This window comes from Streptomyces sp. NPDC002206 (assembly GCF_053593595.1).
Genome location: NZ_JBSFCW010000017.1, coordinates 87782 through 114015 on the forward strand (window position 1 = coordinate 87782; position 26234 = coordinate 114015).

A 26234-nucleotide genomic window follows, 5' to 3' on the forward strand; every position below is an offset into this window, starting at 1 on the left:
CCGCGCAGGCATGGCGACTGCGATCCGCGCGACAGAGCCAGCGAGCTATGGGGTGGTGATGCTGTCGACGGGGGCTAGGAACCGCCGGACGCATTCGGCGAAGGCGTCGGGCTGGTCGTGGTGAACGACGTGTCCGGCGGGCAGCTCGACGAGACGGATCGATCGCTTCGCTGCCATGTCGCGGGCGTGGGGGGCCGACAGTTCGTCGCTGCGCGTGCCCCGGATCAGTAGGGTCGGGCATCGCACGCTCAGCCAATCGTGCCAATGGTCACCGGACAGTGCTTGCTGGGACCGGACCGTGTCGGCCGCGTCGAAGGAGAAGCCCCAGCCTTCTGCTCGCTCCCTGAAGGTCATCTCCAAGTACGGCGCGACGGCGCCCAGGGCTCCGACGAGCCCGTCTCGGGTCGGGACGCGGTCGGGCAGGTTCTTCGCGAAGGTCAGGTCGATGTCGCAGACCGCTCCGATGTCCTCGACGATGAGCGCGGTGACGCGGTCGGGATGCCGGGCGGCGAACTGGTAGGCGTTCACGCCGCCAAGGGAATGACCGAGCAGTGCGACCTCCGCCAGCCCGAGGTGGTCGAGGAAGGCTGTGACGTCGCCGACGTAGCTGCTGCGCTCGTAGTCGGCGGCCTGATCGGACTCGCCATGCCCTCGCTGGTCGAGCGCGATCACTCGCCAATGGAAGTCCAGCCGCTCGGCCAGCGAAGCAAAATCCGCGCCCTCGCTGAAATGCCCGTGCAGAGCGATCAAAACCGGGCCGGGCCCGCCGAAATCGAGATAGGAGAGGCTGCGCCCGTTCACCTCGAAGCTGCCCCGCACACGGTCGTCCATGGCCTGCGAGTCTACGTGACCACTCACTCCCCGTAGCTCCGAGTCGGCCCTTACTCGGCACCCGCAGTCACCGAGCTAAGTGGCCGTACACGGGGAAATCACGCTGGCGCTGTCACCCAAGGGGCAGCGGACCAGCCAAGCCTCATGACCTGCTTCATTCTCCGAGTGCGAACGACGCCCGTTCTTGCCACTTCACGCCGTCGTGCACAATCAGTTCAACCGACGCGACGTGAGACGTGAACGGGAGCCTGCCTGCGAGGTCGGCCTCGATCTCCTCCAGGACGGCGTCTTCCTGGCCTTGAGCGATGGTCAGGTGCGGCACGATCTCGGCAAACCGGCCGCCATACGGCGGAGCCTCAGGCCAACGATCAGCGATCGCCTCCGTGAGCTGCCGCAACTGCGTGTCAGGCTCGGGGACGAGATACAGCACTTCCGGGAGCCGCCCACACCTCTCGAACCGCAGGTCAAAGGCCTCGTGGCCGCTCAGCACGTCCGCGAGAGCGGAGTAGACGAGCGCATCTATTCGGCTCTCATCGAGGAACGGGAAGAGCACGGTGACGTGGGCTGGAACCCCGGCCTGGGCCGAGGGGTCGAGCCGTTCACGCCACCCGCGGACGGACGGCTCCGCCTCCGGGATCCGGACGATGAGCCCCGTCTGGCCCGCCTGAAACGCACTGGTGCTGTCATCTGCCATGACACCGCATGGTGTCACCTCTGCCGCAGACAGCACGGCTCCCTTTTCGCTGAACGATCACGTCGATCTGCGAAGCAGGTCGACGAGCGGGACGACCAAGACGCTGCCGCTATTTCCCGTGAACATCCAGAGCGCCGATGATCACTGAACGCCGCCGGAACCCACGAACAAACGCTGTCGGTTGAAGTGAACGAAGCCAACACCGAAGTGCTGCGCGACAAGGGAATGATCTACTTTGATGCGCGTCTCTCCCACCGCTACCCCACCATCGATGTCAGAGTTGCGGACGTGTGCCTTGATCCGGTGGTCACGGTGCTGCTGGCCACCCTGATTCGTGGTCTGGTCGAGACAGCGGCGCGTGAACGGCGGGCCGGTAAGCCGCCTGCCGAATTCCGTACAACTCTCCTGCGCATGGCTGCCTGAAGCGAGCCGTTCCGGGCGGGATGACCGGCTGCTCCACCCTCTCACCATGCGTCCCGAACCCGCCGAAACCGTGGCTCGTGCGCTACCGGCGCATGTACGCGGGGCCCTGGAGGAGAGCGGCGACCTGAAGGCGGCCGAGGACGCGCTGGACTCTTTGCTCACTGCGGGAAACGGAGCGTATGTCCAGAGAGACCTGATGCAGCGGACCGGTAGCCTCCGCGCCACCATTGCGGAGTGCGTACGGCGCACCCGAGGATGACGACGAGACCTCGCGTTCATCGCAGCACGGGCTGCAGGACGCGAGCCACTTTCTCACCTGCACAGTTGTTCCGCGCCGGGCCGCGGACCATCTGCGCTCCCGTCCGGCCCGGGCCGGAGCGACTTCCCATTCATTTCCCCTGCTGCTCACGGAGAGCCCCGCAGGCATCTACAACCGTACGCGGGTCTATCAAATGAACGTGTGTCCAGGGTGGTTGGGGTTACTGACGTGCTGTCGAGAGGCGACGGTCAAAGGTGATGTCGAACGCGTTCAGGGCAGTCTTCCAGCGCATGGTCCAGCGGGCCCGGCCCTTGCCGGTGGGTCCAGGCTCATGATGGCCATGTAGACGCACTTCAACGCGGCCTGCTCGTTCGGGAAGTGGCCGCGAGCCTTGACCGCCCGCCGGATCCTGGCGTTCACGGACTCGATTGCGTTCGTCGTGCAGACGATGCGCCGGATCGCGGTGTCGAAGCGGAGGCCACCGCTTTCGCCAGCTGCGGCTCGGCCACCCCTCACCCGTCAGCTGCAGGCCCTCGGCCTGGGCGCGGCCCACCAGCTCGTCGATGAGCTGGGCGTCTGGGAAATCGTGTGGGAGGAGTTCACGCCGAGTGAGAACGTGACCGAGGCGGAGTCTGCCGAGGCGTTTTACAGTCCCCAGCGGCCCGCCCCCTCAGCAGGAGGCAGAGCTTTCCAAGATGCGACTGACACAAAACGGGCGAGACTTGTGAGTACAGGACCGGCATTGAGTGATGGCTCTCGTGCCGAGGCGACCGGGCGACGTGGCCTGATTCGCCGGGCTGTAGAGGGCCGGCCCCGCCCGAAGTGAGCAGGACTAGGTTCCCCCTTCGTTGCGCTCCCCAAATCGGCAGTGGCCGCCGTTAGGGCAGAGACCACTGACAGCCACAGAACTGCGTCTGCGCGGCACAGGCGGGTCCCGCAGTAAATTTGAAGGTGACGTGCGCATGGACGATCAGACCAAGGCGACTCTCGCCGCGGCCCTTGTCGGCGGATACGTGCTGGGACGCACGAAGAAGGGCAAGCTCGCGCTGAGCGTGGCGACTTATCTGGCGGGCAAACGGCTCGGTCTTGAGCCGCGCCAACTCGCTACCGAGGGAATGCGCAAGCTGGGGGAGATCCCGCAGGTGGCCGAACTGCAGGATCAGCTGAAGGGGGAGTTCCTCGAGGCCGGCCGCAAGGCAGTGACAGCTGCTGCGACTCGCGGAATGGGGACGCTCTCGGACACGCTCCGTGACCGCACAGCCAGCCTCGGCAAGAAGGAAGAAGCTGAACCGGCGGAGGAGTACGAAGAGGAGCAAGAGGAACCGGAGGAGGAACCGGAAGAGGAAGAGGAACCGGAGGAGGAAGAAGAGGAACCGGAGGAGGAAGAAGAGGAACCGGAGGAGGAAGAGGAGGAACCCGAACGCCCGCAGCGCCGGAGAAGCTCCCGGAAGCCGGCTCGGCCCGAGAGGGGCACCGCGTCAAGGCGAGAGAGGGCCCCCTCCGACCGGAGTTCTCCCGAGGCGGCGGCGAAGGAGCCATCCCGGAAGAAGAAGTCCTCTGCGACGAAGCCGGCCGCGAAGAAGGCAGCCCCAGCGAAGAAGTCTGCCCCCAAGAAGCAGGCTCCCGCAAAGAGGGCGGCGTCCTCAGGGCGGCCAGCGAAGAGGACATCCAAGCGCGCCGATCGACGGAGGTAACCCACCATGGCTGGGAAGGAGACGAAGGAGCGAGAGACGCAGGGGTCGGGGACGGACGGACTGCGTGAGGCGTTGTCGGGTTTCGTCGAAGCACAGGTGGGACGGCTCGCGGAGAAAGCCAGCGACAAGCTCACGGACGTCACGGGACAGCTCACTGATGTGGCCGACAACGGCGGGTCACTGCTCAAAATCGGCTCGCGCGTCCTCGGGGGCGAATCCCCCGTGAAGGCGTTCTTGTCCGAGAAGGCCAAAGGTCTCAAGGACAGTGTCGTGGGCAAGGTCAAGGAGGCGTTCGGCCGCGGCAAGGGCAAGTCCGGCAGTAGTAAGAGCATGAACATCATTGAGGTCCTCGATGTCGGCGTGCCCCTTCGCACGGCTTACGACTACTGGACCCAGTACGACAAGTTCAGCAGCTTTACCAAGGGCGTTCGCAGCGTCTCGATGACCGACGAGATGACCAGCGACTGGAAGGTCAAGGTCGGCCCCTCTTCCCGCAGTTTCAAAGCGACTGTTCAGGAGCAGATTCCGGACGACCGAATCGTCTGGAGCTCCGAAGGCGCCAAGGGGACGACCAAGGGTGCCGTAAGTTTCCACGAACTGGCGCCGGCGCTGACGCGGATCGTCCTGGTCCTGGAGTACTACCCGTCCGGGTTCTTCGAAAAGACCGGAAATATTTGGCGGGCCCAGGGCCGCCGGGTTCGGCTGGACTTCAAGCACTTCCAGCGGTACGTCTCTCTCACTGGGGAAGAGCCGGAAGGCTGGCGTGGCGAGATCCGAGACGGTGAAGTCGTCATGTCGCACGAAGACGCCCTGGAAGAGGAAGAAGCAGCACAGGCCGAGGACTCGGAGAATGACGGCGAGTACGAATCCGCGGAAGACGACGATGCTGAGGACGAAGGAGAGGACGTGGAGGAAGACGAATGGGAGGACGAGGCCGCCGATGAAGACCGGGAGGAGTGATCCCGGCATGCGACATGAATAGGTGGCCTAAACCGCACTGTGACGGTCCGTCTCCTGCATTGTCGCTCGCGAAAAGGTCGACTCATTGGGAGTCGCCGGTCCAGCAGAGGTGCGGCGGCGAACCGTGAACGGCAGCAGCACCGACCATTCTCTCCACGGAATCCGGGAGCGATCGAAGCCGGCCAGCTGAAGTGGGGTGCTCTCGCCACTCGCAGTGCGCCCGTCGCAGATCGGGATTAGGGGGTGGGCATGTTGGGGAACAGGTGGTGTTCGATCTGGTAGTTGAGACTGCCGAGGGCTCTGCCGGTGACCCGGCCGCCGCGCACGAGCAGCGGCAGGAAGGTCTCCAAGGAGGAGTTCGAAATCCGTCCCTCGTGACACCGTCGAGAGCACCAGCCCTCTCGGGGGACAGTGGGGCAAGGGCTCCGGCGAAAATGGGCATGCGCGACGAGGGCCGGAGAGGTCGCTCGCATCGTCGGAGCGGAGGAGAGGACGTCTCCGCCGCGACTGGTTTGGACAACCCAGGACGCGCCCGGCAAACGGAGCGCCGCTAGTAGCCGATACGGTCCCCCTCAGTGCGCAGACTGATGGCCGAACAGTGCAGACTGCCACGGTGACGTGGCCCCGTGTCCGCAGGGCGATCTTCCGACTTGCACCTGGATCGCCTCGGCGACCCGAGTGAAGACCTGATCATGAAGCTCCCCGTCGGCACGAGCGTGTTGCCACGTGACTGGGTGGCGATTGGCGCGCGCCATCAGCAGCGGGAGCATCCCGAGCACAGCCACCGCTCCGATAACGATGCCGTACACGAAGCGCGTCGCGGTGGAACGCGTGACCTCTTAGCCGAAGACCGAGAACCCGCCAGTAAGTCCGTGCGCGCTCTTCGAGAAGACGCCTCCCACGGCGATCAAAACAACGAGTCCGAGGAAGAGGATCATGAAGCACTCTTTAGATCTATAAATCCCAGCCCTTGTTGGCCATGCCTGAGGACGTTCAATCTCATCCGGACTTCACATAATCTCGTTTCGGTCCGACCGGTCGGTAGATTGCGTTTACGGAACCATTTACGGTTGAGGTGGCAGTCATCCATCGAGTTTGAGAAGCGGGATGTGAGTGTCGTGGCCAAGGATGAGAAGGCCAAGGCCAAGGTGGAACAGGCCAAGGGCAAGGTGGAGGAGACCGCCGGCCGCGCGGTAGGCAACGAAGGTTTGACGGCGAAGGGTCGCGCCGAGAAGGCTAAGGGTGACATTCGTCAGGCGAAGGAGAAGGCGAAGGACGCCTTCAAGCGCTGAAATGAGCCAGGCAGGTCCGGTGCGAAAGGATAGTTGCGGGGTCCGCCGTTATGGCCTGGCCGGGAATGCGTTGCGGTCCGGATGCGGCAGATGCTCCCTCGCGAGCCGACGCCACGGCGCCGGTGGACAAGGAGCCACCTCGTGACTTCGTGGCCCCTTTCCTGGGCCGCACATGACGGCAATCCCGCCGGTATTCGGCCCACGCCGGCCCGGCGTCTACTGCCGTTTCGCCCAGCGGAGCCGGGCCAGGGCCCCGGGGATAGTCGCGTTCGCCCGCTTTGACCATGGGCGTGAGCCGGCGCCGGATGCGAGGCGAGCACGGCACTTGTGGGTCATGGAGTCCTACCTTTCTTGATGTGGGTCTGAGCTGGTCATTCGTAAGATCGGCGGGGCCCAGGGGTTCCGGATATGGCTGTCATGGAGTCGCCGCTGGATGGCTCAGAGGACTTGGCCGCCCGGAACCCCGCGACGACTCGACCGCTAATTGGGAGACGCGACGCGACCTGCGCCCCTCGAAAGGGTGCTTGGCCTGCTGGATGGCCGGGGTCTGATGGACGTATCCCCGAGCAGTGCATGCGTGACTCGGCTCTCCTGGAGTTGCAGTACCTGGTGCAGGGGAACGAGCGCGGGCGAGCGGGGGCCGCCCTGAAGCGCGTGTTGGCTCCGCCGACAGGACCACCGCCGTCCGGCTTGAGCGAGAGCGGGAGGCAGCTGCGGCCACCTCACCTCTCGGACGCCGCGCTCAAGCGGCCAGGGCCCGCTCACCCATGGACGAAGCAGCCCGGAAGGCAACGTGCGGCATCAGGCATCGGCGGCAGCCCCTGCGTAGGCCCGGGTGCGTCGCCCGAGCTCATGACACCCGCCACCACCAGCGAATCCTGTGCCCGCTTCCACCCCGCCCGGCTTCGGCGCGCGACTGGTCGCCGACGTGCTCGGCGTTAACGAGGCCGCCGAGCTTCTGTCGCGTCACGCCTTTGTCAGTCCGCACGGACGGCTGGGCGCCCTCATCGCCGACGCCGCTGGAAGGTCGACGACCTCGACCACAAGGGTCCTCGCACTGGAGTGTCGGTGAGGGATCGCTTTGCCCCAAGGTCCGGGGGGCGGCTGTTCCCGCATGCGCCCCCCTTCAGCGGCCGTCGGGCCGGGGAATGAGGCCGTCGGCGACCAGGCCGGCGAGTACCGCCTCGCCCAGGGCGTGCACCGCGGACTGTGGGCGGACCATCACGGTGAATTCCTTGATCCGGCCCGTCTCGTCGAAGTGGAGCAGGTCGATGCCGTGGATCTGCTTGCCATGCACGGTGGCCCGGAAGAGGAGGATCGCCGACGGAGCCTCCTCGCCGTCGGTGCTGGTTTCGGCCGCGCCCTCGAAGTGTCCGATGTAGCGGAAGTCCTCGAAGGTGCGCAGGAGGACGCCGAAGAGTCCCAGCACCATGGGCTTGCCCTCGAAGGGGGTGAACTTCACCGGGCTGTACAGGCGGATGTCCTCGGTGAACAGGTCTTCCAGCGCTGCGAGATCGCGCTTCTCCACGACGGTGCGGAAGCGTTCAGCAGTCTCCATGACCCCTCCTGATACTCAATAATCTGACTAGTCACTTTCTTGAGTATGATGCAGTGGCGGACGAGGAAAGGGAAGGGGTACCCATCGATGGCCTTGCGACATGCCGTACTGGCGGCGCTGCTGGACGGCGAATACAGCGGATACCAACTGGCCAAGGCATTCGACGTCGGCGTCGCGAACTTCTGGCACGCCCTGCCCCAGCAGCTGTACGCCGAGCTGACCAAGCTGGAGAAGGAAGGGCTGGTCGCAGGTCGGCAGGTGGTCCAGGAAACCCGGCCCAACAAACGTCTGTTCCGGGTCACCGACGCCGGTCTCGCCGAGCTGGAAAAGTTTGCCGCATCCGTATCGAAGCCGTCGTTCATCCGCGACGACCTGCTCGTCAAGGTCCAGGCCGCCGACCGCATCGGTACCGCGCCGGTGATCGAGCAGCTCGAAGAGCGAGCGTCCGCAGCCGAGGCCAGAATCGAGCTCTTCGGCAAGCTGCTGCGGCAGATGCGCGGCGATGCGGACGAGGAAGAGTTCCTGCGTCAAGGCGAACGGATCGGGCCGTACCTGACCTGCCTGCGCGGCCTGGCCTTTGAACAGGGCAACCGGGACTGGTGCCTGCGGATCTCAGCCGTACTGCGGGAAAGGCTGACGACCCATGAGCAACGGTGAATACCTGCGCTACGTCGCCCTGGGCGACAGCCAGACCGAAGGACTCGGCGACGGCGACGACACCGTCGGTCTACGGGGCTGGGCCGATCGGCTCGCCGAGCACCTCGCGGCCGTCAACCCCTCTCTCGAGTACGCCAATCTGGCCGTACGAGGACGTGTCGCCGGCCAGGTCCGCGCCGAACAGCTGGGGCCCGCCCTGGCCCTGCGCCCTGACCTGGCCACTGTCGTCGCCGGGGTCAACGACCTGCTCCGGCCCCGGTTCAACGCCGCGGAGGTGGCCGGGCATCTGGAAGAAGTGTTCACCGCGCTCACAGATACCGGGGCCCACGTAGTGACTCTCACCTTCCCCGATGTCGGGAAGATCGCGCCACTTGCCCGACCAGTCAGGTCCCGTGTATTCGACCTCAACGCCCGCATCCGCGCTGCGGCCGCCCGGCACGGGGTCACGGTCGCCGAAACCGCCGGGCACGCTGTCACCACTGACCCACGCCTGTGGAGCGCTGACCGACTCCACGCGAGCCCCCTGGGCCACGAGCGGATCGCCGCAGCCGTCGCCCACGCCATTCACCTGCCCGGAAGCGACGACGCCTGGACGCTCCCGCTGCCTCCACGGGCGGTCCCTGCCGGCTGGCAAGCCGCAGCAGCCGAACTGCGCTGGGCGGCCGCATTCCTCGGCCCCTGGCTCGCACGCCGTCTGCGCGGCCAGTCCTCCGGCGACGGCCGCACCGCAAAACGCCCCCAGCTCCTGCCCCTGAGCGCCACGCCCGACTCCCCGGCGGACACCGGTCCCAGGCAATCGCCGTAGGGAGGGCCTCTGCATCGGTCGGGCTTCTCCCGAAAAGGTTCCACGCTGTGCTGGACACCGGAGTGGGCACGTCCATCCACCCCCGGTTGGGCCCGCTTGCGAGTACGCCGACACCGGGCCGGGTGGAAATGGCTGAAGCCGGAGCCCAGCAGCTCCGGCCTCGGTTCGTGGAGAGCCTGCACTTGAACCGCAGGGTTGTGAGGCGGGCAGGTCTACTGGTCGAGATATCGATAATCGTCGCTGGCGCGGGCGATGAGTATGCCGCCTTCACGGATCTGCCACTCGTTCATGCCTGCGGTTTCGTGACTGGCCAAGAAGAGACCGGTGACCAGGTCGTTGTCCTCGTCGGAGGGTGAGATCCTAGCTATGACCTGTAGCCCGCCCGGGGGAGCGGCCATCCACAGGTTTTGGCAATTGCTCGCACCCCTCGGGCGTAGCCCGGTGTATTGGGCTGCCGGGACGGCTCCGAGGCCGTGATCACACCAGACACGCCAAGACCATCGCGCCTGTGGCCAGCAGTTATGGGACAGGTCTTGGTGGCTCTGATCGGATGGGTGATCCGGTGACTGATCCGCCGTCGGTTATCCAATCTTCCAGGATTCCCCGGTGCTGGGATGCTTCACAGATCGGTAGCTCGCTCGTGGCGGGGCTCGTACATGCCCACCTCGCCGCCGCCCGGCAGGCGGAACCTGGTCAGCCGCCCCCAGCGCGCGTCAGTGACTGCCTGCGTGAACTCCACTCCCTTCGCGGCCAGCTTCTTCATGGTTGCGCTGATGTCGTCGCACATCAGGTAGAGCTCCTGCGTCTCCGGACCGTCTGTGGGATGCACGGCGATCTCGGTCGGCGGAAGTTTGAAGATCAGCCAGCCGCCTCCCGCATCGACATGCGGATACTCCAGCACATCCCGGAAGAAGGCCCGATCCGCTTCCGCGTCACGGCTGTAAATGATGATGTGTCCACCGGTGATCATGCGGTCAGGGTAAGCCCCGACGCGGACACCCGCTGCTGCGACGTCAAACCGTGTGCTTGCGGTTCATGACCGGGTCCGCCGGCTTCACCATGACGGTCACGTCCCCGCTGCATGATCCGCTGTATCGGCCTACCGTCGGGACATGAGCGAGATCTTCGTGATGTATGAGCTCGATCAGCCAAGTGCAGCGCGATCCGTCACCGGTGCATCACTGGTTGAGGGGCGGCCCGTCCGCTGCGTGCACGCGGCGCCCGCAGCCCCTGGGTCCACCACGACTCCAGGGCCGCGCACCCTCTGCGGTAAGGACACCTTCGCCATGGAGCCATCTCCCGGCAGGCCAACAGATCCCGGTTCCTCGTGGTACACCGCAGAGTACGCCCGGCTGGTCTGTGCTCAATGTGATGCTGTGCTGGAGGCGTGATCAGTCCTCCGATCGGCTGTGTTCCCGCTGGTTCCAGTGCTGGTCGAACGACTGCAGTCAGGAATGATCGGCAGGTAGAGCCATATGGCACAGGCCAGGCCCCAGTACCTACGTGACGAGCAGGAGGGATGAGATACCCGGCCGCGGTACTTGCGTCTTCCGCGCATTCGGGTGTGTACCCGTGCCGCTTGGCATAGGGGAGGCCTCGGAGGTAGTTGCGCCCAAGGGACTTGACCGGACTGCGTTCGGTGCCTGGGATGGGGGCCAACCGTGATGACGCACCGGGGCGTGAACCGTTCCGGGTTCGGTAGAGATCTCAGATGGTGGTTGTGGCCTGGGGTTTCGTGGTGGTCAGGTAGTGGTTGGCTTCGTATTCGGCGGGTGGATGTGCCCTATTTCACCGTGGCGTCGGGTGTGGTTGTACCAGTCGGTCCATTCGGCGGTGGCCAGCTCGACCTGGGACAGGGACCGCCAGGGTCTCTTTGCGGAAACTGTGGCAACAAGCCAAAGCCTTGCGCCGGTTGCGGCGGCGAGGAAGGCCAGCGCGAGCATGGCGAGGCGTCGGCGCCAGCCTATTGGCCAGCCTGGACAATCCCGGCGTAGACGCGCAGGTCAGAGTGCCTGGTCGGCACCTTCCACCGACGCAAAGCGTCCATTGCACCGAATGGCCAGGCAGCCTCGTCCTGGTCGGCGACGAAGCGCACGACACGCTGCTGCACGTTGCTCAGGTCACCGAAGGACTGCGGCGGTTCGGCAGGATCGCCCGGGAAAACCAGCGTGAACAACGTATGCCCCGTGTAGTACCTGTCGTAGAACCCTTCGGCGCCCGTACAGTCAGCCAGGCCGACCAGCATGGCATCGACCGCCCGGAGCGTCGTGGCTTCGGACGTTTCGGCCAGGGCCATCGCCGCGAGGCCGCTGTAAGAACCGCTCAGGAACGACATCGTCTCGGTCTTCTCAGGCGGACGGGCGACGACCTGCGTCAGCACGTCGACGACGGCCGGGCCGGCGATGCCGAACCGCGTCAACGCGAAGGCGGAGGCCCAGCGCAGCTCGACGATCGGGCTGTCCAGGTAGCGTCCGATAAAGGGGACGGTCGCCGGCTCGCCGAGCAGACCGAGGGCAACTACTCCCGTTGCTGCCGCGCCAGGCGAGCCTTCATCGGCGATAAACGCCTTCAAGAGCGGAATCGACGTCTCCGCGGACTCGGGGAACCACGCCAGCAAGTTCGCCGTCTCGGCCCGCAGTTCAGAGCTGCCCGAGGTCAGCAGGACGGCGAGTGCGGGAAGTGCTTCCCGGACGGCGTCGTAGGAACGCACCACCGCTTCAGCGTCGATGAGCACTTGCGCGTAACTCTCCTCGCGCTGTTTGCGCTGCTTATCGTCCGCCGCTTCGCCGATCCACTGAGCCCAGTCGTCGGCTTCGCCGCGTAGATTCGCCAGGTTGGCGCGGTCTTCCCGAGGGTCATAGCCGTTCGGCAGATAGTTGTTGTCAAGCCCGATCGCGATGGCGACCAGCAGCCCGACGAACCGATGCCTATTGACCAATCTCGGGTCGAGTGCCATACGCACGAGGAACGGAACGGTATACACCGCAGCCTGCGATCGCGTGCCCTGGTGCACGATATGGTTCGCGAGCTGCGCACTCGGCGGGTACCGACCGTCCCAAACCCCCGACTGCATCGCCCGGAGGTGTCCGGGGACGTCGTCGGCCATGCCGTTGGAGTGCTGCAGCTGGGCCCAGGGCACATCGTCCAGGCCGGCGAGAGGGTTGTCATCCGTCACAGCAGCAGATCCTGGCATACCAGGATTCCGTCCTGCGATCCGACGTCGTCCCAGGTGAGCGGCTGACGGAGCGATGCTCGGCCGGTGCTCCTTTCAGCTCCCCAACCTGCCCGACGGCCTGCGCCTGGGGCTTCTGCCGCATCATCCGTGGCTGGCCGGCATGCTGTCCGTCCTCGAGAGGTGCGTCCCTGAGGGCTTTGATGTGTGGCTGGTTGCCCAGGTGGACCCGGCTGAGGTTGGCAACGCGGTGACGGCCAACTTCCTTGTCCGCCTGATGATCACGGGTTAACGACCCGGGGCACGTATCGGGGGATCAGGGCGGGTGGGGGATATGGCCGACGATATTGACGCGCCCACGAAGGGCGCGGGCGCGTGGGGGCAGGCCGTTGCGGCCGTGGCGATGGTAGCGGCGCTCGGTGTCGGTCTGTGGGCGCTGGGGGAGACTTCGTCCTCGGACACCGACTTGCCGCCTGCCAGGTGCTCGGGCGGGGAGCTCGAGGAGCCGCCGGGGGAGCCCGGGAAGGTGCCTCGGCGCGTCTCCGGGGCGCAACTGTGCGAGGCGCTGAACCGTCCGGACCTCGCTGAACTGCTGGGCACGCCGGGGGAGACCGCGAAGACCGCCGGCGGCAGTGGTGGCGCCGTCAAGCTTGTCGGCGGCAAGGAGATCGCCACTCCCTCGGCCCGGGTCGAGTTCGGGACCTACACCGTGACGCTGTTGGCCACCTACGACCGTTTTCCCGTGGCCGGGTCCGCCGCCCTTCTGGGGGCGGCGCCCGGCAGCAAACGGTTCTGGGCCGCCCGGCGGTCTTCTACTCGGACCGCACCATCAGCATCAGCTTCCGCCTCGACGGGAGCGACACCGACAGCGGTCCCGGCGTCCCGGCCCGCGCCCTCACCGTCGCCCTGGATACAAAGGACAGCGGCGGCTGCTTCGAGGTGGTCCTGTGGCGCGCGGACGGCGGGGTGCCGGACGACGCGGTGCTTCTTCGCGTAGCCGAGAAGGTGCTGCCGACGGTCCCGGGGTGGGCTGCCGACGCGTGACGGGCTCCGGCAGCGCTCGGCATCCGGCGCTCCGGCCGGGGGCAGGCCATGCGTTCCTAGCCTTCGCCGGCATGGCCTGCACTCTGATCTGCCTCCGGCGACTTGCCAGATGAAGTTCTTTGCCGGGTGTCAGGCTGGCGGCGTGCGAGAAGGATTCCCCCGAGCGTGCTCTCGGCTGAGCTGAGAGTTCTGTGTGCCTCGACGGTGAAGCCGGCATCGTTGAGCCAGGCGGTCATTTGGCAGGGCTGGCGACGATGGACGTAGACCTTCATCGGGTGGCCGCCGTAGCCTTGCGTCTTCAGCCGCGACTCATCACCGACGTGGAAGCTGAGCAGCAGCGGACCACCGGGGCGCAGCACTCGCTGGAAATGCGTCAAGACCGAGTCGATCTCGTCGTCGGGGACGTGGATGAGCGAGTACCAGGCGACCAGACCAGCCATCGAAGCATCGGCGAGGTCGAGGTCCGTCATGGAACCGACCTCGAACCGTAGGCCGGGGTGTTCACGCCGAGCTACCTCGATCATCGCGGGCGACAGGTCGATCCCGAACGCGTCCACGCCAAGTTCACGCAAGTGGGCCGTGACCCTTCCCGGCCCGCATCCCACGTCCGCAACCGGCCCCCCGCCGCTGGTGCGCACCAGGTCGGCGAACAGCGCCAAGACCGCGCGCTCCTCGGGCGTTTCATCCAGGAGGTTGCGTACCTGTTCCGCATAGCTGGTGGCGACGGTGTCGTAGGACGTCCGAGTGTCTGCTAGCCAGCCTTCAGTGTTCATTCCGATTCCCACGACCGCAGGCTACCCAACAGCCCAAATGAGATGACCTCCTCGTACTGCAACAGCATCTGGGTTGGGTGGCCTCGGCGTTGGGAGTGGCAGCTGTGGGCTCGGGGCCTGGCTGGTACGTCGGTAGCGTGACCGGTGCAGACGGTGCTCGTTGCTGAGGCGGTGGAGTGTGACGACGCCCCTGCCCGATCAACCGGCGGATCTCCGGAACGCTGAGAGGAATGGGGGTGGGGTTCCCGGCATCCGCTCCCCTCTTTCGGCTTCTCGGGCACGGACGGTGGTCAGATAGGACAGGGCCGCCATACCAGGCCGGGTAGAGCCTCACCTGGCAGTGGTCCAGGCCGCACTCGCCCTTGGCCATGTGGAAGCACACCTCCAACGCGCCCCCCGCGGTCTTGAGTAGTCCTTCCGGCGTGAGCCGCAGCAGACGTAGCCGCATCTAGTTTCAGATGAGACGGTATCGAACGAATGGATGGTTGTAATGTGGCCTCATGACCGCCCACGTTCCTCACGGAACTGCCGCCTCGCGTGTGACCGACCGCCCCGGGGATGCCTCGCCTTTCGCTCTCGGCTTGCTGCTGCGCCGGGCGCACTGGCACGCGGCTGCGGTGATGGAGGAGGCGCTTCGGCCGCTCGGCATCGAGTTGCGGCATTTTGCTGTGCTGATCGTGCTGGTCGACCGCGGACCCACGGTGCAGCGGGACTTGGCGGCCGCGACGGGGTCGGACAAGGCGGGAATCATGCGGGTCGTGGACGACCTGGAGCGTAAGGGGCTGGCCGTACGCAAGACCGTTCCGGGGGACCGGCGGGTGCGGGCAGTGGAGATCACGCCTCAGGGCCTCGAGCTCTTCGATGCAGCTCATGTGGCGGCGACGCCGCTGGCTGAGCGTCTGGTCGCCGAACTGGGGCCCGGCGAGCCCGAGCAACTGACGGATCTACTGACCCGGTTTGCCTATCCCGCACGCGGTGAGGCGTAAGCGCGTCCGCGCACCGGGTTGCCCGCCGCGTGGGCGCGGTTCGTCGCATGCGGCTTTTGCGGCGAACCCTGCCTTGAGAGCTGCGGCCATCCCTGGCTGCGGGCGGTGGTCTGGGCTTCGTCGCCGACGGGGACCGAGCTGTCCGCGCGGCATACCTGGCCGGCGGTGTCCTCTTCGCCCTCGCACGCATCGCCGTCGTCTCGATGTGCGGCCCGCCGGCAGGCCGAGCGCCCTGGCCGCCCCGAGTGCCGGGCCACCGGCCTCCAGGGGCAGAGTGCCAATGCCACCGGCGGAGAGGGTGCAGGCGACGAGGACGCCGTATGACGTCCTGGGTCGAGGCGTCACGCGGCGTCTATGGCCCGGGGGTTATGCGGCGAGGCGCTGCGCGAGCTCCTTGGCTTTGGTGGTCGCTTCCTCGATGGCGCGCTCGCGGGAGGCCTCGTAGAGGGGTATCAGTTCGGACATGGCCGGGTTGCGGGGGGCCATGGTGAGTTCGGGGACGATGAAGTCGAGGTCCAGGCCGAGGGTGCCCTTGAGAACGGCCTCCAGGTAGTTCTGTACGAACTCATAGCCCTCGCGCGGTGTGCCCGGCGCGTAGGAGCCGCCGCGGCTGGCGACGACGGTGACCGGGGTGCCCTGGGCGGAGGGGGTCTCGCCCGTGGTGCGGCCGAGCAGGATCACGTTGTCCAGCCACGCCTTGAGAGTCGACGGGATCGAGTAGTTGTACATGGGGGCGCCGATCAGGACGGCGTTCGCCTGCTCCAGCTCTTCAATGAGCTTCGCGCGCGCGGCGAACGCGGCGGACTGCTCCGGGGTGTGCTCGGACGGGGCGGCGAACCCGGCGTTGTGGGCGTCGGCGGTGATGTGCGGGACAGGGTTGGCGCGAGGTCGCGGTAGATCACCGTGCCGTCCGGATGCTGCTCCTCCCAGGCCTTGCGGAAGACGCCCGTGATCGAACGGGACGAGGACGCCTCGCCGGGAAACACGGACGAGTCGATATGCAGCAGCGTGGACATGGGCTTTCTCCAAAGAGCAATGCCCGAGGCGGGGAGCCAAGGGCTGAGGATTCGTACTCGACGACAGTCAAATACAAGATGGTATTGAATGATACTGTCGTTAGTAATAAGGTAGTGAGTGCAACGAAGGTAGTCGCGTTGAGCAGGGAGATGCGCGTTCATGGACGTCTATGAGGCGGTCACGAGTCGACGGGCAGTGCGCGGATTCACCGACCGGCCTATCCCGAAGGAGGCGCTGGAGCGTGTGCTGTCCGCCGCGGCTTGGGCGCCGTCCGCATCGAACCTTCAGCCGTGGCGCGCGTACGTTTTGACCGGCGCGCCGCTGGCCGAACTCAAGAAGCGCGCCGGTGAGCGCATAGCCGCAGGCGATTCCTGGGACGAGCCGGAGTACGAGCAGTACCCGCCCGCACTGAAGTCCCCGTATCGCGAACGCCGATCCGCCTTCGGCGAGCAGCGCTACGGCGCACTCGGTGTTCCGCGCGAGGACGTGGAGGCGCGCCAGAGGGCCACTTCCGCGAACTGGGACTGTTTCGGTGCGCCCGCCGCGCTGTTCTGCTACATCGACCGCGACCTGGGCCCGGCCCAATGGGCCGACGTCGGCATGTATCTGCAGACTGTCATGCTGCTGCTCCGCACCGAAGGGCTGCACAGCTGCGCGCAGATGGCATGGGCGAAGTATCGCAAGACCGTCGCGGAGGTCCTGTCACCCCCGGACGAGCTCATCCTCTTCTGCGGCATGTCGATCGGGTTCGAAGACGTCACGGTGGGTTACACCCGTACGGGCCGGGCGCCGCTCGACGAGACGGTCACGTTCGTCGATGGTTACTGACCCAGCCCGCCCTCGGCCGGTCGAGGCACCGTTTCTCACCCGTCCGCATAGGGGGCTCATATGCAATATTTCGGACACACTCCCGATGAAAGGCATGTCATGAAGGTCGCAGTCATCGGCGGTACCGGGCTGATCGGATCGCAGGTCGTCAAGAATCTGAACGCCGCCGGGCACGAGGCGGTACCGCACTCGCAGTCCACCGGAGTCGACGTCATCAGCGGCCAGGGACTGGACGAGGCGGTGGCGGGTGCCGACGTCGTCGTCAACCTGACGAATTCCCCGACCTTCGACGAAGCCTCCCCGGCCTTCTTCGAGACCTCGATGGACAACCTTCTGGCCGCGGCCCAAAAGGGCGGCGTCGGCCACTTCGTCATCCTCTCGATCGTCGGCGCGGACCAGGTACCGGAGCTGGACTACTACCGGGCCAAGGTGCTCCAGGAGGACATCCTCGCGGCCGGATCGATCCCCTACTCGATCGTCCGGGCGACGCAGTTCATGGAGTTCATGGACGCCGTCCTGGCCTGGACCGCCGACGGCGACACCGTCCGGTTGCCCGCCACGCCGATCCAGCCGATCGCTTCCAAGGACGTGGCCAATGCGGTGGCGGAGGTAGCCGCGGGCGCCCCGCTGAATGGCATGCGCAACATCGCCGGCCCCGAGATCTTCTCCCTGGACGAGCTGGGCCGGATCACTCTGTCCCGCAAGGGCGACAGCCGCGCCGTCGTCACCGACCCCACCGCCGGCATGTTCGCCGCAGTCAAGGGTGACGTCCTCACCGACAAGGACGCTCACCTCGCCACTACCCGCTACGCCGACTGGCTCTCCTGACCCGCTCGCGCCCTCTCAGGCGCCAGCCGGCGGACCGCACAACGACCAACCATGCCCGAGACGGCACTGAGATCATTTACGGGACAGCCCCATCCGTTCCCTGTCCACGCTGGGCACGTTCCTGCGCGCCTTCACCCACGGCCACGCTCTTCAACTCCACGCCGTGCACCACCGGTTCCTTAGAGCACCCGCCGCGCATACCCCGCTGCTGCCCGGCGCCGACGCGATAGCGTTCATCGACATCGACTCCACCCACAAACGTGTCTACGCACGTGCCAAGCGCGGCGCCGAGTACGGCCGGTTCGAAGGCATCCGCACCCTGCACCCACTGCTCGCCACGATCTGCACCCCGCAGTCGAGACCGGTGATCGTCGGAGTTCGCATACGCTGTGGCAGGGCAGCCGACGCCCGCGGCGCCCCCAATCCGTCAGCGAAGTTTTGGCCACCGTCGTCGAGGCCGGCTCCACCGGCACCCGAATCCTGCGCGCGGACTCCCAGTTCTACAACGCCGGTGTGATCGCCGTCTGCCGCCGGGCCGAAGGCCCACTTCTCGATCACTACCGGCATGAAACTCTCCACCAAACGGGGCAGGCCTCGGCCTTCCCGACGATATATGGCAGCAGATCAGCTACCCGACCGCGGTGCCCGATCCCAAGACCGGCGAACTCATCTCGGACGCCGAAGTCGCCGAGATATCCCGATACACCGCCTTCGTCGGCCGCAAGAAAGCAGAGCGGGTCACCGCCCGGCTGTTCGTGCGCCGCGTCCGTGACCTGGCCAAACCCGCCGTCGTGGGTGAGCAGGGCGAGCTGTTCCCCGTCTGGCGCTACCACCCGTTCTTCACGACAACCCCGCCGAGATGCTCCGGGCCGAGCGGGAACACCGTCACTACGCGGTGATCGAGCAGGTTATCGCGGACAGCGAAGCCTCCGCCCTGGCCCACCTGCCCTCCGGGCACTTCCACGCCAACGCGGCCTGGCTGACTCCGCGGGCGATGACCTACAACCTGCTGCGGGCCACCGGCGCACTGACCTCCGCCTTCCACGCCAAGGCCACCACCGCCACCCTCCGAACCCACCTGGTCCAGGTTTCCGCCCGGATCGCCCGCTCCGCACCACGCATCACCCTGCACCTGCCATACAACTGGCCCTGGCAGCACACCTGGACATACCGGTTCGGCACCGTCCACGGCCCACCCGGCCCGGCCTGACAGCCCCTGCCCACCCCGCCCGCCAGGGCCTGACCACGTCGGTGGATCAAGGCATAGCGGCGTAGGGGTCGCGCCTTTCGGTGAAACCAGTGCCCCCGAAGCCGAGAACGCGGCGAGAGTGTGCCGTTGCGGCCCGCGCAGCGTCACAGGGGCCGGATGTTGTGGTTCATCCGGAACATGTTGGACGGATCGTAAGTGCGCTTCACCCGTGCCAGGTGATCGTAGCGGTCGGCGCCGTAGGCCTGGCGCACCCCTTCGGGCGTTGTCGCCTCGTCACCGGACATGAAGTTCACCATGTTCCGGTCGGCCGCCCAGGGCGCCAGTGCGTCCATGACACGGCCGAGGTGGCCCCGCATCGTTTCGCGCTGCTCGGGACCGCCCACGCCGAAGCCGAACGCGACGAAGGGGATGCCTCGGGTCGACACGGCGTCGGGCACGGCAGGCTCACGGTCGAATGCTCCGCCGAGGGCGCGGACCTCCACGTTGGCGAGCGGGCACTGCGAGTCCGGTCCGGTGAGCTCCACCAGCATATCCACGGCCTCCTCGGGCAGCTCGCGCAGGCAGATGGTCTGGTCGTAGTAGGGCAGCGGGTCGGTGGGGTCCAGGTGCATCTTGGCCATCGTCGAGTACGGCCTGTCCCGGATCGTGTCGAAGAGCGGCGTCGCCAGGTTCCGGAACGGAGCCATCAGCCGCTCGGCGTCCTCGGCCTCGCCGAGGGAGCCGATCCGCAGATGCACCACGAAGGCTCCGCGCAGCCGCTCCGGAAGCTCGGGCCGACCGGGAAGCCGTTGGACGGCGACCGAAGAGGACATCTCCTCCGGCAGATCGTCGACCCATTGGCGCCAGGTGTGCAGCACGTCGGCTATCTGCTCGCCCCGGTACCACAGCCCCCCGCCGTAGAACCGTGCCACTGGGAACGCCTCGAGGTCGACAGAGGTGACCACGCCGAAATTTCCCTTGCCGCCTCGCAGTGCCCAGAACAGGTCGGGCTCACTGTCGGCGGTCACGGACCGCGACACACCCTCGGCGGAGACGACCCTCAGCTCCCGTACATGGTCGGCCGTGTATCCGAAGGAGCGGCCCAGCAAGGGACTCTGTCCGCCCCCCAGTGTGTAACCGACCACGCCCACCGTCGCCGCGGACCCGCTCGCCGGCGCGAGACCATGAGCGGCCGTCGCGCGGACCACATCGCGCGCGCGTGCGCCGGCCTCGATCCGTACGATTCGGCGGTCGGGATCCACGGTGACGCCGTTCATCCGCCCGGTGTTTATCAGCAGCGCGCCGTGGCCGGGCAGGACCACCTGGTGTCCGGTGGCCTTCACCGCCACGGGCAGGGAGTGCGCCGCTGCGAAGCGAACGGCGGCGCACACATCGGCCTCGCAGGTCGCACCCACCGCGAGCGCGGGCTCCAGAACACGGTTCAGGTTGTAGGTGGCGCATTCTCCGGCGTAGCCGCCATCGGTGGGCAGAAGCACCGGGCCGTCGACGTGCCTTGCCAGGTCCGCGGCATGGCCGGCGATCGCGACAGGGGCGACTGGCTCCGCCCCCGTTTCCAGCTCGCCGTCCTCGTCGCTGATGACGTCGCCGACCGTTGCGTAGAAGGCGGCGACGCCGGGCAGGCCGGGCCCCTTGGCGCGGGAGGCGGCGAGGTCTTCGGGCGTGTCCCAGGTGAGGACATCCAGCCACTCGTCGTCCGACAGTCGCACGAGGCGCGCGCCGAGGAAGCCGTCCAGGTCGGCGGCGAAGTCCGCCAGCATCTTGGAGTGGGCGGCGAGCAGATCGGCGACCTGGTCGGGGTTCACCCGGAAGCGAGTCAGTTCCACTGTGGTCATGGATGGTCCTGATGTCGATTCGTACCTTTTTCATAGTATGAGGCACTTGCCGGGCGCCTAAATCCCGACGGCCCCCCGCCCCGCGCATCGGCGCGGGCAGGGGGCCGTTGAGGGCGTCGGCCCCGGCGGGGTCAGCGCCAGTACGGGGCTCCCGCTCCGCCTGGCGTCGTCGCCTCGATCTTTGTTCGGATTTCGCGCATGACCCTGATGATCTGGGACTCATGGGCGGGCGTGAGGCGGGCCACGGGGACCGAGCAGCTGATGGCGTCCTGGGCGGGGGCGTCGTAACGGAGGGCGAAGCCGAAGCCGATGATGCCGAGGACGCCCTCCTCGCGGTCGATGGAGTAGCCGCGGGCGCGGGTTGCCTCGAGGTCGGCCGCCAGGGTGTCGCGGTCTGTGTGGGTGTTGGGTGTGGCCGGCGTGTACGGGCCCTGGGGGAGCGTGGAGTCCGGGCGTTCGGCCAGCAGCGCCTTGCCCAGCGCGCCCGCGTGGGCAGGGAGGCGGCGGCCGACCCGGCTGATCGTGCGCAGGTACTCGTGTGATTCGCGGGTTGCCAGGTACGCCACGTCTCCGCCGTCCAGGCGGCCCATGTGGATCGTTTCGCCGAGTGCCTCCGACGCCTCGTCGAGGTACGGGCGTACGGCCCGGACGCGGGGGTCGGAGTCCAGGTAGCTCGTGCCCGTGAGCAGGGCGTGGATCCCGATGCCGTAGAGGGAGCCCGTCATGTCCGTGCGGACCCAGCCGCGGCTTATCAGGGTCTGGAGCAGGGCGTACATCGAGCTGCGGGGGACCTGGAGTTCGGCCGCGAGTTCCTGGAGTCGGGCGGGGCGATCGCCGCGCTCCGCCAGTACCTCCAGCAGCTCGACCGTGCGCGCGGCGGACTTCACCTCGCGCACTCCACGCTCCTCGTCCGTGTTCATGGGGTCCGGCATGTGCTGATCGTAAGCGAGGGCCGCCGAACCATTGACGGCCCTTGTTTGCGTATCTAACCTTCATCTTCATACGTAGATAACATCTACATACGGAGATGACACGCAGGAATGAACACGGACATGGAAACGGAGGCCGTCGTCGGGCGGCTGCGGGGCGCGATGGCGAACGGCGTGCTGTCGTTCCCGCTCACCAGCTTCCACGACGACGGCTCCCTCGACCTCGATGGATTCCGTGCGTACGTGGCTGCGCAGATCGACGCCGGTCCCGGCGCCGTCTTTCCCGCCTGCGGCACGGGGGAGTTCTTCTCCCTGGACGAGGATGAGTACCGGGAAGTCGTCACCGCCGCGGTGGAGGAGGCGGCGGGGAGGGTGCCCGTCGTGGCCGGCGTCGGGTACGGATGGGCCCAGGCCGTCAGGTTTGCCCGGGTCGCCGAGGAAGCCGGGGCCGATGCTCTGCTCGTGCTGCCGCACTACCTCGTCGCCGCGCCGCAGGACGGGCTCGTCGCGCAGCTGGAGCACCTGGCGGCGCGGACCCGGCTGCCGCTCATCGCGTACCAGCGAGATCAAGTCACCTTCAACGTCGAGTCGTTGAGGCAGATCGCCCGGATTCCCGGGGTCATCGGACTCAAGGACGGGCACAGTGACCTCGACCGGCTGCAGCGCCTCACACTCGCCGCGCCCGACGGTTTCCTGTTCTTCAACGGGGCCGCCACCGCGGAGATCCAGGCCCGCGCGTACGCCACGGTCGGAGTGCCCGCGTATTCGTCGGCCGTCCACGCCTTCGCACCCGAGATCGCCGACGTCTTCTTCGAGGCCCGTAGACGGGGCGACCACGGTGTCATGGATCGGCTGCTGCGAGAGTTCTACGTCCCGCTCGTCGAACTCAGGGACCGGCACCCCGGATACGCCGTCTCGCTCGTGAAGGCCGCCGCCCGGCTGCGCGGGCGTCCCGTCGGGCCCGTACGCGCCCCGCTCACCGACCCCTCGGCCGCCGACCTCGCCGACCTGGAGCGCCTGCTCGCCGTCGGCCTCGACCTCGCGTCCGCCCTCACCCCCGTAGGAGCCGCCCTGTGACTCACGATCTGACCATCACCGAGGTTCGGCTGACCCCGATCCTGGTCGCCGACCCGCCACTGCTCAACACCCAGGGCGTGCACCAGCCGTACACGCCGCGACTGATCGTGGAGGTCGTCACGGCGGGTGGCGTGACGGGGGTGGGGGAGACGTACGGCGACAGCAAGTATCTGGAGCTCGCCCGGCCCTTCGCCGAAAAGCTCGTCGGGCGCCAAGTCTCCGATCTCAATGCGCTGTTCGTCGTGGCGGACGAGGTTGCCGTCGATCAGGGACGGGTCGAGAACCAGGTCGACGTGGGTGGGCTGCGGGGGGTGCAGACCGCCGACAAGTTGCGGTTGTCCGTGGTGTCCGGCTTCGAGGTCGCCTGCCTTGACGCGCTCGGCAAGACGCTCGGGCTGCCCGTGCACGCGCTGCTCGGCGGCAAGCTGCGGGACGCGGTGGAGTACAGCGCCTATCTCTTCTACAAGTGGGCCGACCACCCGGCGGGGGTCGCCTCCGAGAAGGATGACTGGGGGGCCGCCGTCGATCCGGCTGGCGTCGTGGAGCAGGCGCGGAAGTTCACCGAGCGGTACGGGTTCACCTCGTTCAAGCTCAAGGGCGGTGTCTTCGCACCGGAGGAGGAGATCGCCGCCGTACGGGCACTCGCCGAGGCCTTTCCCGGGCATCCGTTGCGGCTCGACCCCAACGGGGCCTGGTCCGTGGAGACGTCGCTGAAGGTCGCTCAGGAGCTGGGCGACGTACTCGAATATCTGGAGGACCCGGCGCTCGGCACGCCGGCCATGGCCGAGATCGCCGCGAAGACGGACGTGCCGCTCGCCACCAACATGTGCGTGACCACCTTCGCCGAGATCCAGGAGGCCTTCACCCAGGGGGCCGTACAGGTCGTACTGTCCGACCACCACTATTGGGGCGGGCTGCGCAACACCCGTGAACTGGCCGCTATGTGCCGTACGTTCGGCGTCGGAGTGTCAATGCACTCCAACACCCATCTGGGAATCAGCCTTGCCGCGATGACCCATGTCGCGTCGACCGTGCCGAATCTCCACCACGCCTGCGACTCCCACTACCCCTGGCAGTCCGAGGACGTGCTCACCGAACGTCTCACCTTCGAAGACGGGTTGGTCAAGGTGTCCGACGCGCCCGGTCTCGGCGTCGAACTCGACCGCGAAAAGCTGGCGTTCCTGCATCAGCGGTGGCTCGACGACGACGGCCGCCTGCGGGACCGCGACGACGCGGCCGCGATGCGGATCGCCGACCCGGAGTGGGTCACGCCGACCGTCCCGCGCTGGTAACTCCACTCGCGGGACCGGAAGTTCGTGCGACCCGGTCCCGCTCCCCCCTCTCCCTGCCCACGATCGGAGCCGCTCGTATCCGCAGTACCACCAGCACAAGTGCGTGCTGTTGTGCACCCGCCCGCCGTCCAGTCCGCCATCCGTAAGATCTTCCGGCGCGTCGTCCCTCTCTTCTTCGTGATGTCCGTCGCGAACTACATGGACCGCGTGAATCTCGGCTTCGCCCAGGACCAACTCCGCTCGGACGTCGGGCTGTCCGCCGCAGCGTTCGGGCTCGGCGCCGGGATCTTCTTCATCGCGTACGCCATTTTCGAAGTGCCCTCCAACATGATGATGGAGCGCTTCGGGGCGAAGATCTGGCTCACCCGGATCATGATCACCTGGGGGCTCGACTCCGCCCCCGGTGCGTGCGACCGAGTCCTGGGCACTCGGGATGGGGTGGAGCCCCGGCTGTGTGGCGAACATGACGACGGCGTCGGCCCGCCTCGGGCCGCTCAGGACCTTCCCCCCGGCGGCTCGACCACTACGTCGTCCTGGGTGGTCGCTGACGGGGCGGGGGAGGGGAGAGGCAGGTCACATTCACCCATGTCACAACTTGCTGGAGCTGTTCCGTCCAAGAGGTGTAGCCACCAACCACGACAATGGGAGTGCACCATGGAAGCTCGGTTGAACCTCTTCGCCAGCCCGGTCGCAGCCAAGTTCGGGAAGCACATCGTCGCTGCGGGCAAGGTGCTCGCAGACTCGACGCTGCCGGTCGCGACACAGGAACTGGTGAAGCTCCGCGCCAGCCAGATCAATGGCTGCGGCTTCTGCACCGACATGCACACCAAGGACGCCGCGCACGCCGGGGAGACCTCGACGCGTCTCAACCTGGTCGCGGCCTGGCGCGAGGCCACGGTGTTCACCGACGCCGAGCGCGCCGCCCTGGAGCTGACGGAGCAGGGCACCCGCATCGCCGACGCGGCCGGCGGTGTCACGGACGAGGCCTGGGCGAACGCCGCCAAGCACTACGACGAGGAACAACTCGCCACCCTGGTGTGCACCATCGCCCTCATCAACGCCTTCAACCGCGGGAACGTCATCGTCCAGCAGCCCGCCGGCGACTACCAGCCCGGCCAGTTCGCATAACCCAGGAGTGCCTGGCCGGGACCGCCCGTGCCCCGCACCTGCAGCAGCACACACCCCGGGCGCCCTCATCGGGGCCCGGGGCGTTGTCCTGGTCCCGCCCGGCAGGCCGACATACCCAGCAAATCGGCCTGGCCAAGACGTTCGTTTCCATAGCCGTCTGGCTGTGGGTGAGCGTGTTGGTGCGCTGTCTCTGTCGCAGTCTCCTCGCGTGGACGATCTCGTTGGCACCCAGCACCGCGCTGCCGTCTGACCGGCCCTGCTGATTCGGTCGCGGAGCTCGAGCGGGCACTGCCCGGTCTCCCGTCTCACCGTCTGCCTGCACCCGTGGGTGTCGACTGGCAACGCTTGGAGAGCGAGTTGGGAACGGCTCTACCTGCTGACTACAAGCTGCTCTTCGAGCTCTACCCGGCGTTCGAGCTGAGCGACCTCATGCCAGGCAGTACCTGCGCCACGGTCAGGCGCAGCGGTGCCGCGTCCGACAGCTTCGGCGGTCGGACCGATCCGGCGACAAGGCGGCGCATGGACGCCGATGAACACGTAAAGGGCCGCCAGAAGGGCGTCCAAGCCGGAAGCCACCCTTCACCGCCGGGCGATGGACTGTTCTATGAGGGCCACGGTGGCGCGGGGATCGTCGACCTCGATGACGAGGCGGTCGTAGCTTTCGGCGTCGGCGAGTTCAATGACGACCGCCTTCTCCGAGTTCTTCACGTCCCAGAAGAGGCGTTCACCGTTGTGGAGGAAGCGGCCGGCGGTGATCACACCGGGGAGGTTGGTGCCACCGACGCGGATGCCTTTCCGTTCGCGGGCGATGCCGGGGTCGTGGGTGGCGCCACGCACATGAGCGAGTGGGATTTCCAGGCGGCTCTTGAGACTCCAGAGCTTGTCGAGACCCTGGATTTCGGCGGTCAGTAGGTCGCGTTCACGGTCGATGGAGATCAGGGCCAT

25 protein-coding genes and 3 pseudogenes are annotated in these 26234 nt (G+C 67.0%); 15 read left to right on the top strand and 13 right to left on the bottom strand.

Going from position 1 to position 26234, the window contains the following annotated elements; translation table 11 throughout:
* Positions 1-45: 45 nt before the first annotated feature.
* Positions 46-831, bottom strand: coding sequence for an alpha/beta fold hydrolase (locus ACWCP8_RS26780; protein WP_352269321.1), 786 nt, complete (start codon positions 829-831; stop codon positions 46-48).
* 154 nt (positions 832-985) lie between these two features.
* A complete protein-coding gene (locus ACWCP8_RS26785) occupies positions 986-1525 on the bottom strand; it encodes a 2'-5' RNA ligase family protein (protein ID WP_352269320.1) in 540 nt (179 codons plus the stop codon).
* Positions 1526-1726: 201 nt separating this feature from the next.
* Between ACWCP8_RS26785 and ACWCP8_RS26790 the strand changes: the two are divergent.
* Positions 1727-2207: pseudogene (locus tag ACWCP8_RS26790) on the top strand (carboxylate--amine ligase); the annotation flags it as partial.
* Positions 2208-2427: 220 nt separating this feature from the next.
* Here ACWCP8_RS26790 and ACWCP8_RS26795 read toward each other — a convergent pair.
* Positions 2428-2684 (bottom strand): annotated as a pseudogene (locus ACWCP8_RS26795) (transposase); the annotation flags it as partial.
* A gap of 485 nt (positions 2685-3169) precedes the next feature.
* Here ACWCP8_RS26795 and ACWCP8_RS26800 point away from each other — a divergent pair.
* The 3 genes from ACWCP8_RS26800 (at position 3170) to ACWCP8_RS26810 (ending at position 6153) form a co-directional block, all read left to right on the top strand.
* Complete coding sequence (locus ACWCP8_RS26800) at positions 3170-3901, top strand: histone protein (protein ID WP_451118582.1); 732 nt, start codon at positions 3170-3172, stop codon at positions 3899-3901.
* A gap of 6 nt (positions 3902-3907) precedes the next feature.
* The gene (locus ACWCP8_RS26805) at positions 3908-4861 is read left to right on the top strand and encodes an SRPBCC family protein (RefSeq protein WP_451118584.1); all 954 of its coding nucleotides are present in this window, start codon (positions 3908-3910) and stop codon (positions 4859-4861) included.
* 1118 nt (positions 4862-5979) lie between these two features.
* The gene (locus ACWCP8_RS26810) at positions 5980-6153 is read left to right on the top strand and encodes a CsbD family protein (RefSeq protein ID WP_352269316.1); all 174 of its coding nucleotides are present in this window, start codon (positions 5980-5982) and stop codon (positions 6151-6153) included.
* 1126 nt (positions 6154-7279) lie between these two features.
* Here ACWCP8_RS26810 and ACWCP8_RS26815 read toward each other — a convergent pair.
* Positions 7280-7711 (bottom strand): nuclear transport factor 2 family protein, encoded by a 432-nt coding sequence (locus ACWCP8_RS26815; RefSeq protein WP_352269315.1) that lies wholly within the window; start codon positions 7709-7711, stop codon positions 7280-7282.
* A gap of 87 nt (positions 7712-7798) precedes the next feature.
* Between ACWCP8_RS26815 and ACWCP8_RS26820 the strand changes: the two genes are divergently transcribed.
* Both ACWCP8_RS26820 and ACWCP8_RS26825 read left to right on the top strand, forming a co-directional pair.
* Positions 7799-8368: a PadR family transcriptional regulator gene (locus ACWCP8_RS26820; RefSeq protein ID WP_352269405.1), complete on the top strand. Its 570-nt coding sequence runs from the start codon at positions 7799-7801 to the stop codon at positions 8366-8368.
* On the top strand, positions 8355-9173 hold the full coding sequence (locus tag ACWCP8_RS26825) for an SGNH/GDSL hydrolase family protein (protein ID WP_451118587.1): 819 nt from the start codon (positions 8355-8357) through the stop codon (positions 9171-9173). Before ACWCP8_RS26820 ends, ACWCP8_RS26825 begins: the two co-directional genes overlap by 14 nt.
* 212 nt (positions 9174-9385) lie before the next feature.
* Here ACWCP8_RS26825 and ACWCP8_RS26830 read toward each other — a convergent pair whose 3' ends face one another.
* The 4 genes from ACWCP8_RS26830 to ACWCP8_RS26845 all read right to left on the bottom strand — a co-directional run bounded on the left by ACWCP8_RS26830 (position 9386) and on the right by ACWCP8_RS26845 (position 12348).
* Positions 9386-9571, bottom strand: coding sequence for a hypothetical protein (locus ACWCP8_RS26830; protein ID WP_352269311.1), 186 nt, complete (start codon positions 9569-9571; stop codon positions 9386-9388).
* Between the two features lie 221 nt (positions 9572-9792).
* Positions 9793-10143 (bottom strand): VOC family protein, encoded by a 351-nt coding sequence (locus ACWCP8_RS26835; protein WP_352269310.1) that lies wholly within the window; start codon positions 10141-10143, stop codon positions 9793-9795.
* A 772-nt stretch (positions 10144-10915) separates the two neighbouring features.
* The gene (locus tag ACWCP8_RS26840; protein ID WP_451118590.1) at positions 10916-11116 is read right to left on the bottom strand and encodes an integrase core domain-containing protein; all 201 of its coding nucleotides are present in this window, start codon (positions 11114-11116) and stop codon (positions 10916-10918) included.
* 20 nt (positions 11117-11136) lie between these two features.
* On the bottom strand, positions 11137-12348 hold the full coding sequence (locus ACWCP8_RS26845; RefSeq protein WP_451118592.1) for a HEAT repeat domain-containing protein: 1212 nt from the start codon (positions 12346-12348) through the stop codon (positions 11137-11139).
* Between the two features lie 400 nt (positions 12349-12748).
* On the opposite strand from ACWCP8_RS26845, the gene ACWCP8_RS26850 reads away from it, so the two are divergent.
* The gene (locus ACWCP8_RS26850; protein WP_451118648.1) at positions 12749-13342 is read left to right on the top strand and encodes a DUF6215 domain-containing protein; all 594 of its coding nucleotides are present in this window, start codon (positions 12749-12751) and stop codon (positions 13340-13342) included.
* Positions 13343-13445: 103 nt separating this feature from the next.
* On the opposite strand, the gene ACWCP8_RS26855 is transcribed toward ACWCP8_RS26850, so the two are convergent.
* Positions 13446-14162 (bottom strand): class I SAM-dependent DNA methyltransferase, encoded by a 717-nt coding sequence (locus ACWCP8_RS26855; RefSeq protein ID WP_352269403.1) that lies wholly within the window; start codon positions 14160-14162, stop codon positions 13446-13448.
* Positions 14163-14662: 500 nt separating this feature from the next.
* On the opposite strand from ACWCP8_RS26855, the gene ACWCP8_RS26860 reads away from it, so the two are divergent.
* The gene (locus ACWCP8_RS26860) at positions 14663-15148 is read left to right on the top strand and encodes a MarR family winged helix-turn-helix transcriptional regulator (protein ID WP_451118594.1); all 486 of its coding nucleotides are present in this window, start codon (positions 14663-14665) and stop codon (positions 15146-15148) included.
* 366 nt (positions 15149-15514) lie between these two features.
* Here ACWCP8_RS26860 and ACWCP8_RS26865 read toward each other — a convergent pair.
* A pseudogene (locus ACWCP8_RS26865) lies at positions 15515-16164 on the bottom strand (FMN-dependent NADH-azoreductase).
* Positions 16165-16324: 160 nt separating this feature from the next.
* Between ACWCP8_RS26865 and ACWCP8_RS26870 the strand changes: the two are divergent.
* From ACWCP8_RS26870 to ACWCP8_RS26885, 4 genes are all read left to right on the top strand, one after another.
* Complete coding sequence (locus tag ACWCP8_RS26870; RefSeq protein ID WP_352269301.1) at positions 16325-16993, top strand: nitroreductase; 669 nt, start codon at positions 16325-16327, stop codon at positions 16991-16993.
* A 99-nt stretch (positions 16994-17092) separates the two neighbouring features.
* Complete coding sequence (locus ACWCP8_RS26875; protein ID WP_451118596.1) at positions 17093-17821, top strand: SDR family oxidoreductase; 729 nt, start codon at positions 17093-17095, stop codon at positions 17819-17821.
* A 641-nt stretch (positions 17822-18462) separates the two neighbouring features.
* Positions 18463-18720 carry a hypothetical protein gene (locus ACWCP8_RS26880; protein WP_451118598.1) on the top strand — a complete coding sequence of 86 codons (258 nt, stop codon included), beginning with the start codon at positions 18463-18465 and terminating at the stop codon, positions 18718-18720.
* Entirely contained in the window at positions 18717-19031 is a 315-nt protein-coding gene (locus ACWCP8_RS26885; protein ID WP_451118600.1) for a transposase, read from the top strand. The genes ACWCP8_RS26880 and ACWCP8_RS26885 overlap by 4 nt, the downstream gene beginning before the upstream one ends.
* Before the next feature lie 143 nt (positions 19032-19174).
* On the opposite strand, the gene ACWCP8_RS26890 is transcribed toward ACWCP8_RS26885, so the two are convergent.
* Positions 19175-20863: an FAD-binding oxidoreductase gene (locus tag ACWCP8_RS26890; protein ID WP_451118602.1), complete on the bottom strand. Its 1689-nt coding sequence runs from the start codon at positions 20861-20863 to the stop codon at positions 19175-19177.
* Between the two features lie 131 nt (positions 20864-20994).
* Positions 20995-21795 carry an IclR family transcriptional regulator gene (locus tag ACWCP8_RS26895; RefSeq protein ID WP_451118604.1) on the bottom strand — a complete coding sequence of 267 codons (801 nt, stop codon included), beginning with the start codon at positions 21793-21795 and terminating at the stop codon, positions 20995-20997.
* A gap of 108 nt (positions 21796-21903) precedes the next feature.
* On the opposite strand from ACWCP8_RS26895, the gene ACWCP8_RS26900 reads away from it, so the two are divergent.
* From ACWCP8_RS26900 to ACWCP8_RS26910, 3 genes are all read left to right on the top strand, one after another.
* Entirely contained in the window at positions 21904-22869 is a 966-nt protein-coding gene (locus ACWCP8_RS26900; RefSeq protein ID WP_451118606.1) for a 5-dehydro-4-deoxyglucarate dehydratase, read from the top strand.
* Positions 22866-24161 carry a glucarate dehydratase family protein gene (locus tag ACWCP8_RS26905; RefSeq protein ID WP_451118608.1) on the top strand — a complete coding sequence of 432 codons (1296 nt, stop codon included), beginning with the start codon at positions 22866-22868 and terminating at the stop codon, positions 24159-24161. Before ACWCP8_RS26900 ends, ACWCP8_RS26905 begins: the two co-directional genes overlap by 4 nt.
* Positions 24162-24815: 654 nt before the next feature.
* Positions 24816-25289 (top strand): carboxymuconolactone decarboxylase family protein, encoded by a 474-nt coding sequence (locus ACWCP8_RS26910; RefSeq protein ID WP_326608056.1) that lies wholly within the window; start codon positions 24816-24818, stop codon positions 25287-25289.
* A 579-nt stretch (positions 25290-25868) separates the two neighbouring features.
* Here the strand turns inward: ACWCP8_RS26910 and ACWCP8_RS26915 are convergent.
* Positions 25869-26234 carry a hypothetical protein gene (locus ACWCP8_RS26915; protein WP_352271636.1) on the bottom strand — a complete coding sequence of 122 codons (366 nt, stop codon included), beginning with the start codon at positions 26232-26234 and terminating at the stop codon, positions 25869-25871.